The sequence below is a fragment of the Myxococcus sp. CA039A genome (assembly GCF_013336645.1).
GTDB lineage: Bacteria > Myxococcota > Myxococcia > Myxococcales > Myxococcaceae > Myxococcus > Myxococcus llanfairpwllgwyngyllgogerychwyrndrobwllllantysiliogogogochensis.
Window position 1 is genome coordinate 1 of sequence record NZ_JABUMQ010000279.1, and the last position, 15,316, is coordinate 15,316.

At 70.0% G+C, this 15,316-nt stretch carries 19 protein-coding genes; all 19 read left to right on the forward strand.

Annotated features, from left to right (window positions below):
- The coding region (locus HR086_RS35050; RefSeq protein WP_305794108.1) for a 3-oxoacyl-ACP synthase III family protein at positions 1–497 on the forward strand (497 nt) is incomplete at its 5' end.
- A gap of 42 nt (positions 498–539) precedes the next feature.
- Positions 540–1,472, forward strand: coding sequence for an ACP S-malonyltransferase (gene fabD / locus HR086_RS35055; RefSeq protein WP_174458880.1), 933 nt, complete (start codon positions 540–542; stop codon positions 1,470–1,472).
- 4 nt (positions 1,473–1,476) lie between these two features.
- Complete coding sequence (gene fabG / locus HR086_RS35060) at positions 1,477–2,223, forward strand: 3-oxoacyl-[acyl-carrier-protein] reductase (RefSeq protein WP_141644360.1); 747 nt, start codon at positions 1,477–1,479, stop codon at positions 2,221–2,223.
- A 105-nt stretch (positions 2,224–2,328) separates the two neighbouring features.
- The gene (gene acpP, locus HR086_RS35065; RefSeq protein ID WP_141644375.1) at positions 2,329–2,571 is read left to right on the forward strand and encodes an acyl carrier protein; all 243 of its coding nucleotides are present in this window, start codon (positions 2,329–2,331) and stop codon (positions 2,569–2,571) included.
- Positions 2,572–2,655: 84 nt separating this feature from the next.
- The gene (gene fabF / locus HR086_RS35070) at positions 2,656–3,909 is read left to right on the forward strand and encodes a beta-ketoacyl-ACP synthase II (protein WP_141644359.1); all 1,254 of its coding nucleotides are present in this window, start codon (positions 2,656–2,658) and stop codon (positions 3,907–3,909) included.
- Positions 3,910–3,928: 19 nt separating this feature from the next.
- The gene (rpiB, locus tag HR086_RS35075) at positions 3,929–4,372 is read left to right on the forward strand and encodes a ribose 5-phosphate isomerase B (protein WP_141644358.1); all 444 of its coding nucleotides are present in this window, start codon (positions 3,929–3,931) and stop codon (positions 4,370–4,372) included.
- A gap of 38 nt (positions 4,373–4,410) precedes the next feature.
- Positions 4,411–5,667 carry a serine hydroxymethyltransferase gene (glyA, locus tag HR086_RS35080; RefSeq protein ID WP_174458879.1) on the forward strand — a complete coding sequence of 419 codons (1,257 nt, stop codon included), beginning with the start codon at positions 4,411–4,413 and terminating at the stop codon, positions 5,665–5,667.
- A 31-nt stretch (positions 5,668–5,698) separates the two neighbouring features.
- Positions 5,699–6,202: a transcriptional regulator NrdR gene (gene nrdR / locus HR086_RS35085; protein ID WP_141644356.1), complete on the forward strand. Its 504-nt coding sequence runs from the start codon at positions 5,699–5,701 to the stop codon at positions 6,200–6,202.
- A gap of 11 nt (positions 6,203–6,213) precedes the next feature.
- On the forward strand, positions 6,214–7,377 hold the full coding sequence (gene ribD / locus HR086_RS35090) for a bifunctional diaminohydroxyphosphoribosylaminopyrimidine deaminase/5-amino-6-(5-phosphoribosylamino)uracil reductase RibD (RefSeq protein WP_141644355.1): 1,164 nt from the start codon (positions 6,214–6,216) through the stop codon (positions 7,375–7,377).
- A gap of 128 nt (positions 7,378–7,505) precedes the next feature.
- Positions 7,506–8,168 (forward strand): riboflavin synthase, encoded by a 663-nt coding sequence (locus tag HR086_RS35095; RefSeq protein WP_141644354.1) that lies wholly within the window; start codon positions 7,506–7,508, stop codon positions 8,166–8,168.
- A gap of 39 nt (positions 8,169–8,207) precedes the next feature.
- On the forward strand, positions 8,208–8,714 hold the full coding sequence (ribH, locus tag HR086_RS35100) for a 6,7-dimethyl-8-ribityllumazine synthase (RefSeq protein WP_141644353.1): 507 nt from the start codon (positions 8,208–8,210) through the stop codon (positions 8,712–8,714).
- Positions 8,715–8,716: 2 nt separating this feature from the next.
- A complete protein-coding gene (gene nusB, locus HR086_RS35105) occupies positions 8,717–9,139 on the forward strand; it encodes a transcription antitermination factor NusB (protein ID WP_141644352.1) in 423 nt (140 codons plus the stop codon).
- A gap of 35 nt (positions 9,140–9,174) precedes the next feature.
- A complete protein-coding gene (locus HR086_RS35110; protein ID WP_174458878.1) occupies positions 9,175–9,666 on the forward strand; it encodes a M17 family peptidase N-terminal domain-containing protein in 492 nt (163 codons plus the stop codon).
- Positions 9,667–9,724: 58 nt separating this feature from the next.
- On the forward strand, positions 9,725–10,099 hold the full coding sequence (locus HR086_RS35115) for a response regulator (protein WP_141644350.1): 375 nt from the start codon (positions 9,725–9,727) through the stop codon (positions 10,097–10,099).
- On the forward strand, positions 10,096–12,417 hold the full coding sequence (locus tag HR086_RS35120; RefSeq protein WP_174467809.1) for a chemotaxis protein CheA: 2,322 nt from the start codon (positions 10,096–10,098) through the stop codon (positions 12,415–12,417). The genes HR086_RS35115 and HR086_RS35120 overlap by 4 nt, the downstream gene beginning before the upstream one ends.
- Positions 12,418–12,451: 34 nt before the next feature.
- On the forward strand, positions 12,452–13,018 hold the full coding sequence (locus HR086_RS35125; protein ID WP_141644348.1) for a chemotaxis protein CheW: 567 nt from the start codon (positions 12,452–12,454) through the stop codon (positions 13,016–13,018).
- A complete protein-coding gene (locus HR086_RS35130; protein WP_141644347.1) occupies positions 13,015–13,539 on the forward strand; it encodes a chemotaxis protein CheW in 525 nt (174 codons plus the stop codon). Before HR086_RS35125 ends, HR086_RS35130 begins: the two co-directional genes overlap by 4 nt.
- A gap of 11 nt (positions 13,540–13,550) precedes the next feature.
- Positions 13,551–13,940, forward strand: coding sequence for a hypothetical protein (locus HR086_RS35135; protein WP_174467810.1), 390 nt, complete (start codon positions 13,551–13,553; stop codon positions 13,938–13,940).
- On the forward strand, positions 13,937–15,316 hold a 1,380-nt coding region (locus HR086_RS35140), incomplete at its 3' end, for a HEAT repeat domain-containing protein (protein ID WP_174467811.1). The genes HR086_RS35135 and HR086_RS35140, both read left to right, overlap by 4 nt.

Consider the following 15,316-nt stretch of genomic DNA (forward strand, 5'->3'; position numbering starts at 1 on the left):
GGGCCATGGTGCTGGCGCCCTCGGAGAAGGAGGGGCGGGGCATCCTCTCCACCCATCTGTTCACCGACGGGACGCTCGCGGACGCGCTCACCATTCCAGGCGGCGGCTCGCGCACGCCGATGACGGAGGAGGGGCTGCGGGCCCACCTCCACACGCTGAAGATGAAGGGCCGGGAGGTGTTCCGCTTCGCGGTGCGCGCGCTCGTGGATTCCACGCGGGGTGCGCTGGCCTCTCACGGGTTGACGGCGCGGGGGGTGGACCACGTCATCGCGCACCAGGCCAATGTCCGCATCCTGGACGCGGCGCTGGAGCGGCTGGAGATTCCCCGCGACAAGTGCTGGCTGAACCTGCACAAGTACGGCAACACGTCGTCCGCGTCCCTGCCCATGACGTTGGACGAGGCCCACCGCGCCGGAAGACTCCGGCCCGGAGACGTCATCGCGATGATGGCGATTGGCGCGGGCATGACGTGGGGCAGCGCGGTGGTGCGCTGGTAGTCGGGCAACGGGACTGGACGTTTCAGGAGGCAGAGACCGCACATGGCGAAGGTCGCATTCGTGTTCCCCGGGCAGGGCAGTCAGGCCGTGGGGATGGGCAAGGACCTCTTCGAGAAGTTCCCCGAGGCCCGCGCCGTCTTCGAGGCCGCGGACGACGCGCTCGGAGAGAAGCTCTCCAAGCTCTGCTTCGAGGGGCCAGAAGATGCGCTGAAGCTCACGGCCAACACGCAGCCGGCCATCCTCACGGTGTCGGTGGCGGCGCACGCCGTCTTCTCGACGCGGGGCCCGGTGGCTTCGTTCGTCGCGGGCCACTCGCTGGGCGAGTACTCCGCGCTGGTGGCCGCGGGCGCCATGTCGCTGGGTGACGCGGCGAGGGCGGTGCGCGCGCGCGGCGGCTTCATGCAGGAGGCGGTGCCCGCGGGCGTGGGCGCCATGGCCGCGATTCTGGGCCTGGAGCCGGCGAAGGTGAAGGCGGCCTGTGAGGCGGCGGCGGAGGGCCAGGTGGTGTCTCCGGCCAACTACAACTCGCCCGAGCAGACGGTGATTGCCGGCGACGCCGCGGCGGTGGAGCGCGCGGGCGTGAAGTGCAAGGAGGCCGGGGCCAAGCGGGTGATGCCGCTGCCGGTGTCCGCGCCCTTCCACTGCGCGCTGATGGAGCCGGTGAAGCCGAAGCTGGCGGCGGTGCTGGGCGGCGTGAGGCTGGTGGCGCCGTCGGTGCCGGTGGTGACGAACGTGGAGGCGCGGCCCAACTCGGACGTGGCCCGCGTGATTCCGCTGCTCCTGGAGCAGGTGAGCGCGCCGGTGCGGTGGATTGAATGCGTGGAGGCGCTGAAGGCCGAGGGCGTCACGCGCGTGGTGGAGCTGGGCCCGGGCAAGGTGCTGTGCGGCCTCATCAAGCGCATCACCAAGGACATCGAACTCTTCAACGTGGAAGATGCCGCGAGCCTCGAGAAGGTCCTCGCGGCGCTGGGGTGAGCGCATGAGCTTCAAGGACAAGGTGGTGTTGGTGACGGGTGGCTCGCGCGGCATCGGCCGGGCGTGCGCGGTGGCCTTCGCGAAGGCGGGCGCCTCCACGGTCATCATCAGCTATGCGGGCAACGAGGCGGCGGCCCAGGAGACGGTGGGCCTGCTCACCGCCGAGGGCGCGAAGGCGGAGTCGCTGCGCTTCGACGTGTCCGACACCGCCGCCTGCACGAGCGCCGTGGAGGGCATCGTCAAGGCCCACGGCCGGCTGGACGTGCTCGTCAACAACGCCGGCATGGCGGTGGACGGCCTGGTCATGCGGGTGAAGGACGAGGACTGGGACAAGCAGCTGGACACCAACCTGCGGGGGCCTTTCGCCCTCATCCGCGCGGCCAGCCGTCCCATGATGAAGCAGCGGGGCGGTGCCATCGTGAACATCACCTCCGTCGTGGGGGATATGGGCAATCCCGGACAGGCGGCCTACTCGGCGGCAAAGGCAGGACTCATCGGTCTGACGAAGACGGTGGCCCGAGAGCTTTCCAGCCGAGGCATCCGCGTCAATGCCGTCTCCCCGGGTTTCATCGGGACGGACATGACGGCCCACCTGAATGACGACCTGCGCCAGAAGATGACGGAGGGCATCCCGCTGGGACGACTGGGCAACCCGGAGGAGGTGGCCCAGGCCGTTCTCTTCCTCTCAGGTGACGCTTCGTCCTACATCACCGGCGAGGTCCTGAAGGTCAACGGCGGCATGTACATGTAACCCAAGGTTGGATTGCCGGCGTGCGTGGGATATACCGCGCCGGCTTTCGACAGGGCTCGGGAAGCCTTCCGGGCCTACATCTGGTTCCTGGAGGGTTCAGCACTTATGTCGACGTCCGCAATTGAGACCAAGGTCAAGGGCATCATCGCCGATCAGCTCGGGGTGGGAGAGGATGAGATCAAGCCCGAGTCTTCCTTCATCGAGGACCTTGGCGCCGACAGCCTCGACATCGTGGAGCTCGTGATGGCGATGGAAGAGGAGTTCGAGGTCGAGATCCCCGACGAGGAGGCCGAGAACATCAAGACCGTCGGCGACGCCATCAACTACATCACCACCCACAAGAAGTAGGCAGCACCACGGCGTGCCGGGGGGCGGGGAGACGCCGCGTCCAGCGCGGCGTCCCCGGCGTCCCAGGCGCCACCGGAGAGGACCGTGTCACACCGTCGAGTCGTCATCACCGGTACCGGGCTCATCTCGGCACTGGGTACAGGAACCGAGAAGAACTGGCAGGCGTTGCTTGCCGGCACTTCAGGCATTTCCCTCGTCACGCGCTTCGACCCCAAGAAGATCGACACGCGAATCGCCGGCGAGGTGAAGGACTTCGAGCCGGAGAAGTTCATCGACAGGCGCGAAGTGCGCCGAATGGACCTCTACGCGCAGTACGCCATGGCCGCGGCGGCGATGGCGGTGGAGGAGTCGGGGCTTCCCGTGGGCCCGGACGTGCCGCATGGCTACACGCCAGAGCGGGTGGGCGTCATCGTGGGTTCGGGCATTGGCGGCATCTCCTCCCTGGAGGAGCAGCACCGCAAGGGCCTGGAGAAGGGGTTTGACCGGCTGTCGCCCTTCTTCATCATCCAGATGATCGTCAACATGGCGCCTGGCCTCATCTCCATGCGCTACAACTGCAAGGGGCCCAACTGGGCTCCGGTGTCCGCTTGTGCCACCAGCGCCCACGCCATTGGCGAGGCCTGGAAGTCCATCAAGCTGGGCGAAACGGACGCGGCCATCGCCGGCGGCGCCGAGGCGGCCATCACCCCACTGGGGCTGGGTGGCTTCTCGGTGATGAAGGCGCTGTCCACGCGCAATGATGACCCGGCCGCGGCCAGCCGCCCGTTCGACAAGGACCGTGACGGCTTCGTCATGGGCGAGGGCGCGGGCATGCTCATCCTCGAGGAGCTGGAGGCCGCGAAGAAGCGCGGTGCCAGGATTCTCGCGGAGCTGGTGGGCTATGGCGCCAACTCGGATGCGTACCACGTGACGCAGCCGGCGCCGGAAGGCGAGGGTGCGGCGCGCTGCATGCGGCTGGCGCTCCAGTCGGCGGGGATGAACCCGGAGCAGGTGGGCTACATCAACGCCCACGGCACCTCCACTCCCTTCAACGACGCGAACGAGACGAAGGCCATCAAGGCCGTGTTCGGGGACCACGCCCGCAAGGTGGCGGTGTCGTCGACCAAGTCCATGACGGGCCACATGCTCGGCGCGGCGGGTGGATACGAGGGCGTGGTGAGCGCGCTGGCGCTGTCGCGCAACATCCTGCCGCCCACCATCAACCAGACGAGCCCGGATCCGGAGTGTGATCTGGACTACGTGCCCAACGCGGCCCGCGAGGCCAAGGTGGACGCGGTGATGAGCAACTCGTTTGGATTCGGTGGCACCAACGCGGTGCTGCTGTTCAAGCGCTTCTAGGTGGCCGAAGGAGACCCGCGTGAAAGTCATTCTTGCTTCGGACCACGCGGGCCTGGAGCTCCGCCAGGAACTGGTGGCGGCGCTCAAGGAGCGCGGCGTGGCCCACGAGGATGTGGGCCCGTTCGCGCGGGACTCTGTGGACTACCCGGACTTCGCGGCCCGGGTGTCCCGGGCGGTGACGTCCGGTGAGGCCACCCTGGGCGTGCTGGTGTGTGGCACCGGCATTGGCATGAGCATCGTCGCCAACAAGCACCGGGGCATCCGAGCGGCCCTGTGCACCACGGAGTTCGAGGCGCGCATGGCGCGGGCCCACAATGACGCCAACGTGCTGTGCCTGGGCCAGCGCGTGGTGGGCTCCGGCGTGGGCCGGGCCATCCTGGAGGCGTTCCTCGGCACCGCGTTCGAGGGCGGTCGCCACGAGCGGCGCGTGCAGATGATTCGCGAGGCCGAGTCCCAGGGCTAGTGGCCGTCGCGGTACCCGTTGTCGAGAGGAAAGCCGCCATGGAGAACACCCGCACTCTGGCCGACGTGGACCCCGAGATTTTCCGGGCCGTCCACGACGAGACGCAGCGCCAGGAAGATGGTCTGGAGCTGATCGCCTCCGAGAACTTCGTCAGCCCCGCTGTCATGGAGGCGGTGGGCTCCGTGCTCACCAACAAGTACGCGGAGGGCTACCCCGGCAAGCGCTACTACGGCGGTTGCGAGGTGGTGGACGTGGTGGAGAACCTCGCCATCGACCGCGCGAAGCAGCTGTTCGGCGCGGACTTCGTCAACGTGCAGGCGCACTCCGGCAGCCAGGCGAACATGGGCGCGTACATGGCGCTGATGAAGCCGGGCGACACCATGCTGTCGCTGGATTTGAACTCCGGCGGCCACCTCACGCACGGCGCCACGTTCAACTTCTCCGGCAAGCTCTACAAGGTCGTCCACTACGGCCTGACGCGCGAGACGGAGACCATCGACTTCGCGCAGGTGCAGTCCCTGGCGCGCGAGCACAAGCCCAAGGTCATCGTCGTGGGCGCCAGCGCCTATCCGCGCACGCTGGACTTCGCGAAGTTCCGCGAGGTCGCCGACGAGGTCGGCGCGGCGATGATGGTGGACATGGCGCACATCGCGGGCCTGGTCGCCGCGGGCGTGCACCCCTCGCCGGTGCCCTTCGCGGACATCGTCACCAGCACCACGCACAAGACGCTGCGCGGTCCTCGCGGGGGCCTGGTCATGGGCCGCGAGCCCTACGCCAAGTCCATCAACAGCCAGATCTTCCCCGGCATCCAGGGCGGTCCGCTGATGCACGTCATCGCCGGCAAGGCGGTGGCCTTCCGCGAGGCGCTGACGCCCGAGTACAAGACGTACCAGCGCCAGATTGTCTCCAACGCGCAGGCGCTGGCGGAGGCGTTGAAGTCCGCCGGGCTGCGGCTGACCTCTGGCGGCACCGACAACCACCTGATGCTGGTGGACCTGCGGCCCAAGAATCTCACGGGCAAGGTTGCCGAGGCGGTGCTCGACAAGGCGGGCATCACCGTGAACAAGAACATGATTCCGTTCGACCCGGAGAAGCCGATGGTGACGTCGGGCGTCCGGGTGGGCACTCCGGCCATCACCACGCGCGGCATGCGCGAGGCGCAGATGGCCACGGTGGGCAAGCTCATTGGCGCCGCGCTGGACTCGGCCCAGGACGACGCGGCGCTGGCCCGCATTCGCGGACAGGTGAAGGAACTCGCGCAGGGCTTCCCCCTGTACGCCTCGCGGCTCAAGTAATCGAAGGGACCAGGAGCCTCGCTCCGTCTCCATGCGCTGCCCGTTCTGCCAGGATGCCGAAAACAAGGTCATCGACTCTCGCGAGTCGCACGAGGGCTCCGTCATCCGGCGGCGCCGCGAGTGTCTGGCCTGCAAGCGCCGCTTCACGACGTATGAGCGGGTGGAGGAGCTCTACCCGCTCATCGTGAAGAAGGACGGCCGGCGCGAGGCGTTCGACCGTGAGAAGATCGTCTCCGGGCTGAAGAAGGCGTGTGAGAAGCGGCCGGTGTCCGTGGATCAGCTCGAGGAGACGGTGGTGGCCATTGAACGGCTGCTGCAGGGCATGGGCGAGAAGGAGATCAACTCGTCCGTCATCGGCGAGGAGGTCATGCGCCGGCTCCAGGAAATGGACGAGGTGGCCTACGTGCGCTTCGCGTCCGTGTACCGGAGCTTCCGGGACATCTCCGAGTTCATGCATGAGCTGAAGGACCTGCTCGAGGACCAGGAGCGCGAGCGCAAGGCGAAGCCGCCCCTCGCGCCGGGCCGGGGGAGCTGAGGGGACACACCATGCGGCTGCTCACGCGGGCCAGGTTGGAAGCCACCAGGGCGCCCCGGGCGAAACGGGCGGCGGACTTCGACCGCGCCGTGGCCGAGTTCTTCATGCGCATCGCCCTGGAGGAAGCCGCCAAGGGCCTGGGCCGCACCAGCCCCAATCCGGTGGTGGGCGCCGTCCTGGTGAAGGGCGGCCGCATCATCGCTCGCGGCTACCACAAGAAGGCGGGCACCGCGCACGCGGAGGTGGTGGCGCTGGAGGCCGCCGGCTCCCGCGCGAGGGGCGCGGACCTCTACTCCACGCTGGAGCCGTGCGACCACTACGGCCGCACGCCGCCGTGCAGCCTGGCCATCATCGAGGCCGGGGTGCGCCGCGTCTTCACCGGCTCCTCGGACCCGAACCCCAAGGTGAGCGGCAAGGGCGTGGCCCGGATGCGCCGCGCCGGGGTGAAGGTCGTCACGGGCGTGCTGCAGGAGGAGGCCGACAAGCTCAACCGGCCCTTCTTCAAGTCCATCCGCACGGGCATGCCCTGGGTGACGCTGAAGGCCGCGGCGACGCTGGACGGCAAGCTGGCCACGGCCACGGGGGACTCGCGCTGGGTGACGGGCGAGAAGGCGCGCGAGTGGGTGCACCGGCTGCGCGACAACGTGGACGTCATCCTCGTGGGCGCGAACACCGTGCGCCACGACGACCCCAAGCTCACCACGCGGCTGCCCGGCGGCAAGGGCAAGGACCCGCTGCGCGTCGTGGTGGACAGCCACCTGCGCCTGTCGCCCGGCTACACCGTCTTCACCCAGAAGAGCCCCGCGCGCACCATCATCGCCACGCTGGAGGACCCGGAGGGGCGCAAGGCGAAGCGCTTCCTGGCCCAGGGCGTGGAGGTGTGGCAGCTGCGCAAGAAGGGCGACCGGGTGGACCTGAAGGCCCTGCTGCGGCGGCTGGGCAAGTCCGGCCTCAACCACGTGCTCGTGGAGGGAGGGGCGGAGATGTACGGCAGCTTCCTGCGCGAGCACCTGGCGGACGAGCTGGCCCTGTTCCTCGCCCCCAAGCTGCTGGGCCGCCAGGGCATGTCCTGGGCGGGCGACCTGGGCGTGAAGGAGATGACCCAGGCCCTCTCCGTCAAGGACCTCACCTTCGAGCAGCACGGGCAGGACATCCTGCTCCAGGCGCTGCTGTAGGCCCCCTCCGAGCCTCCGCCCGAGGCCTCATGCATGAGGCCCGGTAAAGGGGCCGTTGAATGGAGGACACGCCGGGGGCCCCGGTTGTCCGTGGGCGTCGCGACGGCGGGTCCGTTATAAGCCCCGTCATGTTCACCGGGCTCATTCAGGACATCGGCGGGGTGGAGCGCGTCATTCCGGGCGGGATGACGGACTTGTGGATTCGCACGTCGCTGGGCGCGCGGGACTTCGCGCTGGGCGAGTCCATCGCCGTGGATGGCGCCTGCCTCACGGTGGTGGAGCGCACGGGCGAAGCCTTCCGCGTGCAGGCCGCGCCGGAGACGCTGCGGCGCACCACGCTGGACGCCGTGCGGCCGGGAGACCGCGTCAACCTGGAGCGGGCCCTGGCGCTGGGGGACCGGCTGGGCGGGCACCTGGTCTCCGGGCACGTGGACGGCGTCAGCACGGTGCTGGAGACCTACCCGGAGGGCGGCTCGTGGGTGATGGTCTTCGGGCTGCCGGAGGCGCTGGCGCCGTACTTCATCGAAAAGGGCTCGGTGGCCATCGACGGCATCAGTCTCACCGTCAACACCGTGGGCGTGGACCGCTTCAGCGTCCAGCTGATTCCGGAGACGCAGGAGCGCACCACCCTGCGGGCCAAGAAGGTGGGCGCCCGGGTCAACCTGGAGGCGGACCCCATTGGGAAGTACGTGGCGCGCCTGTACCTGCTCCAGAGGGGGCAGGCGGGCGCTCCAGGCCCGGGAGGGGTGTCCGAGGCGGCCGTCCGGGCGGCGGGCTTCGGGACGCCGTAGCAGGCGACGCCGGAGCCTGGGTGGTGTAGGAAGCCCCGCATGCCTCGCTACATCGAAGGTGATTTCCTCCCCCCCAAGGGCCGCTTCGCCATCTGCGTCGCCCGCTTCAACGGCTTCATCACCGAGGAGCTGGCCAAGGGCGCTGTCGACACCCTGGTGCGTCACGGCGTGGCCGACGCGGACGTGGACGTGTACCGCTGCCCCGGCACCTATGAGCTGCCCGGGCTGGTGCGCCGCGTCGCGGAGTCGCGTCAGTACGCGGGAGTCATCGTCCTGGGCGCCGTCATCCGGGGTGGCACGCCTCACTTCGACTACGTCGCGGGCGAGTGCGCCAAGGGCATTGGCGCGGTGGCCTTCAGCGCCGCGGCGGCAAGCCCCCCGGCGGCCGTCACGTTCGGCGTGCTCACGTGTGACACGGTGGAGCAGGCCATCGACCGGGCCGGCGTGAAGGCGGGCAACAAGGGCTCCGAGGCCACGCTGGCGTGCATCGAGATGGTGAACCTGTACGGCAAGCTGGCCACGCTCGACGCGTCGAGGAAGGGGTAGTCATGGGCGCGCGCAGAACGGGACGTGAGCGGGCGTTGCAGGCGCTCTACCAGTTGGAGATGGCGGCGGGCGCGTCCGTGAATGACGCCCTGGAGTCGGCCTGGACGGCGTCGGACGAGGAGAAGCGCGAGCCGGACGCGGTGAAGTTCGCCCGCGAGCTGGTGGAGGGCGTGCAGGCCCACCGCGCGGAAATCGACCGGCTCATCGAGTCACACAGCCACAACTGGCGGCTGGACCGCATGTCGCGCATCGACCGCAACGTCCTGCGCGTGGGCATCTTCGAGCTGAAGTACCGTCCGGACATCCCTCGCAAGGTGACCATCAACGAGGCGGTGGAGCTGGGGAAGAACTTCGGGACGGAGGAGTCCAGCGCCTTCGTCAACGGCCTGTTGGACCGTGTCGCCGTGGCGCTGAACAAGGCCTGAGCTGCCGGAGCCTCGAGCGGAAGAAGGGACGCGCCGTGAGCCAGACGACGACGCACGACATCGGGATGGAAGGGCTGGACTCGCTTGGCGGCGTGGACGCCCTGTGTCTGTTCGTGGCCGAGGACGACCGGCCCCTGCCGGCCACCGCGGGCTACGTGGACTGGCGCCTGTGTGGCGTGCTGTCGCGGGTGCTCAAGGGCGGCTTCTTCTCCGGCGCGAAGGATGACTGGCTCCTGCTTCCCTCGGACGGGAAGCTGGAGGTGCCGCGCATCTTCGTCGTCGGCCTGGGGGCCCGTCGTCAGCTCGACGCGGAGGGACTCCAGGAGGCGCTCGCCGGGGCGGGCACGGTGCTCAGCCGGGCCAAGGTGGCGTCGGTGGCGCTGGAGATTCCCGCCGGAGGTTCGGTGGATGACGCGGCCCGGGTGGAGGGTTTCCAGAAGGGCTTCGTCCCAGCGTTCAAGGGCGGACGGGTGGCCCTCCTGATGGACAAGGCGCTCGTCCGGCTCCTACCAGGCAGGAAGGGCTGAAGCACAGCGACCGGGCAGGGCTTCTGTTAGCATGGGGGACCGTCCGGGGCGTGCGCACATGCGTGTCAAGGTGCTGATTGTCGAGGACTCCAAGGCGTCGCGCGAGTACATCGCGTCGACCGTGGAGGCCGTGGAGGGCATCGAGGCCGTCGTCACCTCGAGCGGCTTCGAGGCCCTGAAGCTGCTGCCGCGCCACCGCTTCGACCTCATCATCACCGACATCAACATGCCCGACATCAACGGGCTTGAGCTCATCAACTTCGTCAAGAAGAACCCCAACTACCGCGACGTCCCGCTCTTCATCATCACCACCGAGGGGCGCGACCAGGACCGCGACAGGGGCATGGCGTTGGGCGCCGCGGAGTACCTGGTCAAGCCGTTCCAACCGGGGAGCCTGGAAGGGCTTCTGCGCCGGTACCTGAAGCTGCCGTGAGTCCTCCGAGCAAGGCGCTGGCCGAGTTCGTGGCCGAGGCGACCGAGATTCTGGAGGCGCTGGGCAAGGACCTGCTCGTGCTGGACGAGCGGCGCGGCCAGGAGGCTGACCCCGAGCGCGTCAACGGCATCTTCCGCGCGGCGCACTCGCTCAAGGGGCTGGCGGGGCTGTTCGGTCAGGAGCGCATCTCCCGGCTGGCGCATGGCACGGAGGACCTGCTGGACAGGCTGCGGCTGGGCAAGCTGCACTTGAACGACGCGGTGCTCGACACGCTGATTGAAGCGCTGGACGCCTTCCAGGCGCTGCTGGCGGAGACGGCGCGGGGCACGGAGTCGGATGGCCTCACCCGTCGCGCGGATGGCATGGCGGAGCGGCTGGGGCAGCTGGGCGAGGTGTCCGTCGCGCAGGACGAGGACCCGCTGGAGCGGCTGGAGCTGGAGGCGCAGGTGCGCTCCGTCTTCACCGAGTACGAGGAGCACCGGCTCCGGGAGAATGTGCGCCGGGGCGTGGCGCTGTGGCGCGTGCGCGCCGCGTTCGACCTGTCCGACTTCGACAAGGGCCTGGCGGACCTGAACACGCGCCTCAAGCCCCTGGGAGAGGTCATCAGCACGCTGCCCTCGGCCCAGCCGGGCGGCGCGCATGGCATCGCCTTCGACCTCATCTTTGGCGCCCAGGTCTCCAGGACGGAGCTGGAGTCGGGGCTGAAGGGCACGCCCGCGGAGCTGTCACCGCTCGCCGTGCGGCCCGCGGCGCCCAGCGCGACGACCCGCTCCGCCGAGGCGCTGGTTCGTGCCACCGAGTCGCCCGCCATCGTCCTGGGGGCCATCGGCGTCGCCTCCGCGCCCGCGGCCTCCGTCGGGGGCGCGTCTCCCGTGAAGACAGGCGGGACGAAGCAGGGCGCGCGCGGCGCGATGGAAGATGGAGCGTCGCACCCCTTCACGGACCCGGACCCCGACACGGAGCTGGGGGAGACCGGGGGGAGCGCGGAGGCTGCGGGAGCGTCGGGCCCTTCGCTGGTGACGTATCTGCAGGGGCCGGGAGGGCGTGCGCCTGGCCGCGCGGTGACGCCCGTGGCGGCGCCTCCCGTCGCGACGGAGCCGTCGCTGCGCTCGTTGACGCAGACGGTGCGGGTGGACATCGGCAAGCTGGATGGCCTCATCAACATGGTGGGCGAGCTGCTGCTCATCAAGGCCAGCCTCCAGCGGCTCGCGGAGTCGGCGCGGCAGGAGGGCGTGGTGCCCCTGTCGAAGCTGTTTGGCCAGGAGCTGGCGCGCGAGACGCGGGGCCTGGAGCGCAAGCTGGAGGCCTTGCAGGAGGGCCTGCTGGAAGCGCGCATGGTGCCGGTGGGTCAGGTGTTCGACAAGCTGGCCCGGCTGGTGCGCCGCATCACCCGCGAGGCGGGCAAGGAAATCGACTTCGTCATCGGCGGCGGCGAGGTGGAGCTGGACAAGCTCATCGTCGAGGAGCTGAGCGACCCGCTGATGCACCTCATCCGCAACGCCATCGACCATGGCGTCGAGTCTCCGGACATGCGGCTGGCGGCGGGCAAGCCCCGGCGCGCGGTGGTGGCGCTGCGGGCCGAGCAGAAGGGCAACCACGTCGTCATCGAGGTGAGTGACGACGGGGCGGGCATCGACGAGCTGCGCGTGCGCGAGGTGGCGCTGACGCGGGGCCTCATCACCTTCGCCCAGGCGGAAGAGATGGGCCGCAGGGAGCTGCTCAACCTCATCTTCCTGCCCGGCTTCTCCACCGCGCGCAGCGTGTCCGAGCTGTCCGGCCGGGGCGTGGGCCTGGACGTGGTGAAGAACAACCTGGGCAACCTCTCCGGCATCATCGACGTGTGGAGCGAGCGCGGGAAGGGCACGGCCTTCCACCTGACGCTGCCCGTCACGCTCGCCATCATCCGCGCGCTGGTGGTGGGGGTGAGCGCCCGTACGTACGCGGTGCCGTTGAACAGCGTGCTGGAAATCCTCTCCGTCCAGCCCCGGGAAATCCGCACCCTGGAGCGGCGCGAGGTGCTGGACGTGCGAGGGCAGACGCTGCCCTTCGTGCGGCTGTCACGGCTGTTCGGCCTGCCGGAGCGCCCGGTGAGCCGCTACTTCGTGGTGGTGGTGGGGCTGGCGCAGGAGCGGCTGGGCATCGCCGTGGACGAGTTGCACGGCCAGCAGGACATCGTCACCAAGCCCCTGGGCGGCAGGTTGCAGTCCGTCCGGGGCATCTCCGGCGCCACGGACCTGGGCAACCGGCGTCCGGTGCTGGTGCTGGACGTGGCGGACCTGCTGGAAGAGGGACTGGCCCTGGAGCGAAGGCGGGCCTGACGCTCGCCTTGGCCGGCTGCTATCCTCACCCACTGTGTCCCGGTTCGCCGAACTGCTCGACGACTTCTTCTTCCGTCCGGACGAGGACGTCAGCGGCCTGCAGGACTTCGCCGCCGGCAGTGACGGCGTCGCCTCCTCCACGCCCGAGGAAGTCCCGGAGGAGTACCTGTCCTTCCTGCTGGAGGGAGAGTCGTACGCGGTGCCCATCCGCCTCGTGCGCGAAATCTCCAAGGTGCCCCCGCTGACGGAGATTCCCAGGGCGGAGCCCCACCTGCTCGGGGTGATGAACCTGCGCGGAGAGCTGCTGCCCGCGTACGACATCAAGGTCCGGTTGGGGCTGACGGAGCGTGTGCCCCTGGTCGCGGGGCCGGATGCGCCCGCGCCGCCCCGGGATGCGCGCGTCCTCGTGTTGCGCACGGAGACGGGGCCGGCGGGGGTGTGGGTGGACAGCGTGTCCGGCGTGGTGAAGCTCAAGCCCTCCATGCTGGAGCCGCCGCCGCCCGGCCTGCGCCTGGGAGACAAGGACTGTGTCGTGGGCATCGGTCGACGCGGGCCCTCGCTGTACATCCTGCTGGACCCGGAACAGGCACTGACGCCATGAAGGACTCGGTCAACCTGTTGGCGCGCCACCCCTCGGGGGCACCGGATGCGCCCGGTGAGCAGTCGGACACCGTGGTTCAGCTGTGCGCCTTCTTCGTGGGTGAAGAGGAGTACGTGCTGGATATCCAGCGGGTGGAAGAAGTGCTGCCGCTCCAGCGCGTGACGCCCATTCCGCATGCCCCTTCGTTCGTGGAGGGCGTGCTCCACCTGCGGGGCGTCATCCTTCCCGTGGTGGATCTGCGCTTCAGGCTCCAGGGACAACCTTCGGTGCAGTCGCGCAAGGCACGGCTCCTGGTGTGTCGACTGGGCGCGCGGCGGGTGGCGGTGCGTGTGGAGCGGGTGGCCGAGGTGCTGCGGGTTCGCCGGGGGGACATCAAGCCCGCGCCCGCGCTGAGGGTGTCGGGGCGCTCGCCCTTCGTGGTGGGCGTGTGCGGCCCACCGGACCGCTTGCGGTTGCTGCTCGATTTGAAGGCGTTGCTGCGCATGGAGCTGGAGCGCGAAGCGGTGCGCCCGTCGAAGTGAGGAGGGTGACGATGGACCTGCAGCGCAGTGACTTGGACAACCACCGCCGCATCCTGGGCATCGCGTTCATCGCCATCAACGCGCTGACGGTGCTCGTGGGCGTCGGCCTGGCCGTCTTCTTCGCGTTCGCCGGGGCGATGATGGTGAGCGAGTCGTCGCTGGCCGAGGACCGCGCGAGCTACTGGCTCTTCGGCGGCGGCATCAGCGCGTGCGTCCTGGCCTTCGGCCTGCCGGGCGTCATCGCCGGCATCGGCTTGTTGACGCGGCGCGGATGGTCGCGGGTGCTCGCGCTGGTGTTGGGAATCGTCGGGCTGTTCAACTTCCCGCTGGGCACCTGCCTGGGCATCTACGCCATCTGGTTCTATGCGCAGGAAGGCTCCGACCGGGTCCTCGCCTCATGAGCCACCTGCCCGTCTTTCCCGCGGAGGAGGAGCGCTACCGCGCGCTCCAGGAGTTGGACCCGCGTGGCGAGGGCATCCTGGACGTGCTCCTCACGGGGCTGCACGACGAGAGCTGGCGCGTGCGCCACGCGGCGGCGGAGGGGCTCCAGCGGTTGGCCGCGCCCGAGGACGTGGCCCTCCGTCTCGTGGGGGTCCTGGGCGAGCGCGGTGAGACGGGGGCTCGCAACGCGGCGGCCGAGGCGCTCGTGGGACTGGGCCTTCCAGCCCTGAGGCCCCTGGTGAAGCTGCTGGGACACGCGGACCCGGACCAGCGCAAGTTCGCGGCGGACATCCTCGGGCAGCTCGGACTTCACGTGGCGGAGGCGCCGCTGGTCCAGGCACTGGAGGACCCGGACCTGAACGTGCGCGTGGCCGTGTCGGAGGCGCTGGGCCGCGTGGGCAGTGAGCACGGCGCTCGCGCGCTGGAGCGACTGCTGGGGGACCCGGAGCCGCTCTTGCGCCTGTCCGCGCTGGAGGGACTGGTGCTGCTGCGCCGTCCGCCGCCGCTGCCGGTGGTCGTGGCGCTGCTGGACGACGCGCGGCTGCGGCGCAGTGCCTTCCGCGCGCTGGGCCTCATTCCGCAGGTGGCGGCCACGGAGCGGCTGTGCCTGGGGCTGGAGTCGGCCACCCGTTCGGTGCGCGAGGCCGCGCTGGCGGCACTGGGCACGCAGGCGTCGCTCGTGGAGCCCGCGCGGCGCTGCGAGTTGGAGGCCGTCATCCGCGCGGCGCTGCGGCGGTTGCCGGACGCGGTGGCTCGGCTGGCGCAGGCGCTTGAGTCGGAGGACGTGACGGTGCGCGCGGGCGCGCTGCTGGCGGTGGCCGCGCTGGGCGAGGCGTCCCTGGCCGTGCCCGTGGCCGAAGCGGCGCGCGAGGACCGCTTGCTGCGGGACGTGCTGAGCACGCTGGGACGGCTGGGCGCGGAGGGTGGGCGCACGTTGCTCGCGGCGATGTCGGACCTGTCCGCGCCCGCGAGGGCCGCGGCGGCCGAGGCGCTGGTGGACCTGGTGGATGCGACGTCCGTCACGCCGCTGTGCGCGCTGCTGGAGTGGGCGGAGGACGACTTGCGCGGCGTGGTGGTGCGGGCGTTGGGGCGCACGCGCTCATCGGAAGCGGCGGGCCCCCTGGTCGACTTGCTGAGGGACTCGGTGACGGCGGGCGCGGCGACGCGGGCGCTGGGCGTGCTCGCGGGGAGCTGTCGCGGGGCGGTGCTCGCGGCCCTGGAGGATGCGGTGGCTCGTCGGGCGACGCCGGTGGCGGTGGCCGCGCTGGGCCGGGTGGGTGGCGCCCCCGCGTTGCCTTCTCTGCGCAAGCTGGCGCGGGACGTGGACCCCCGGTGG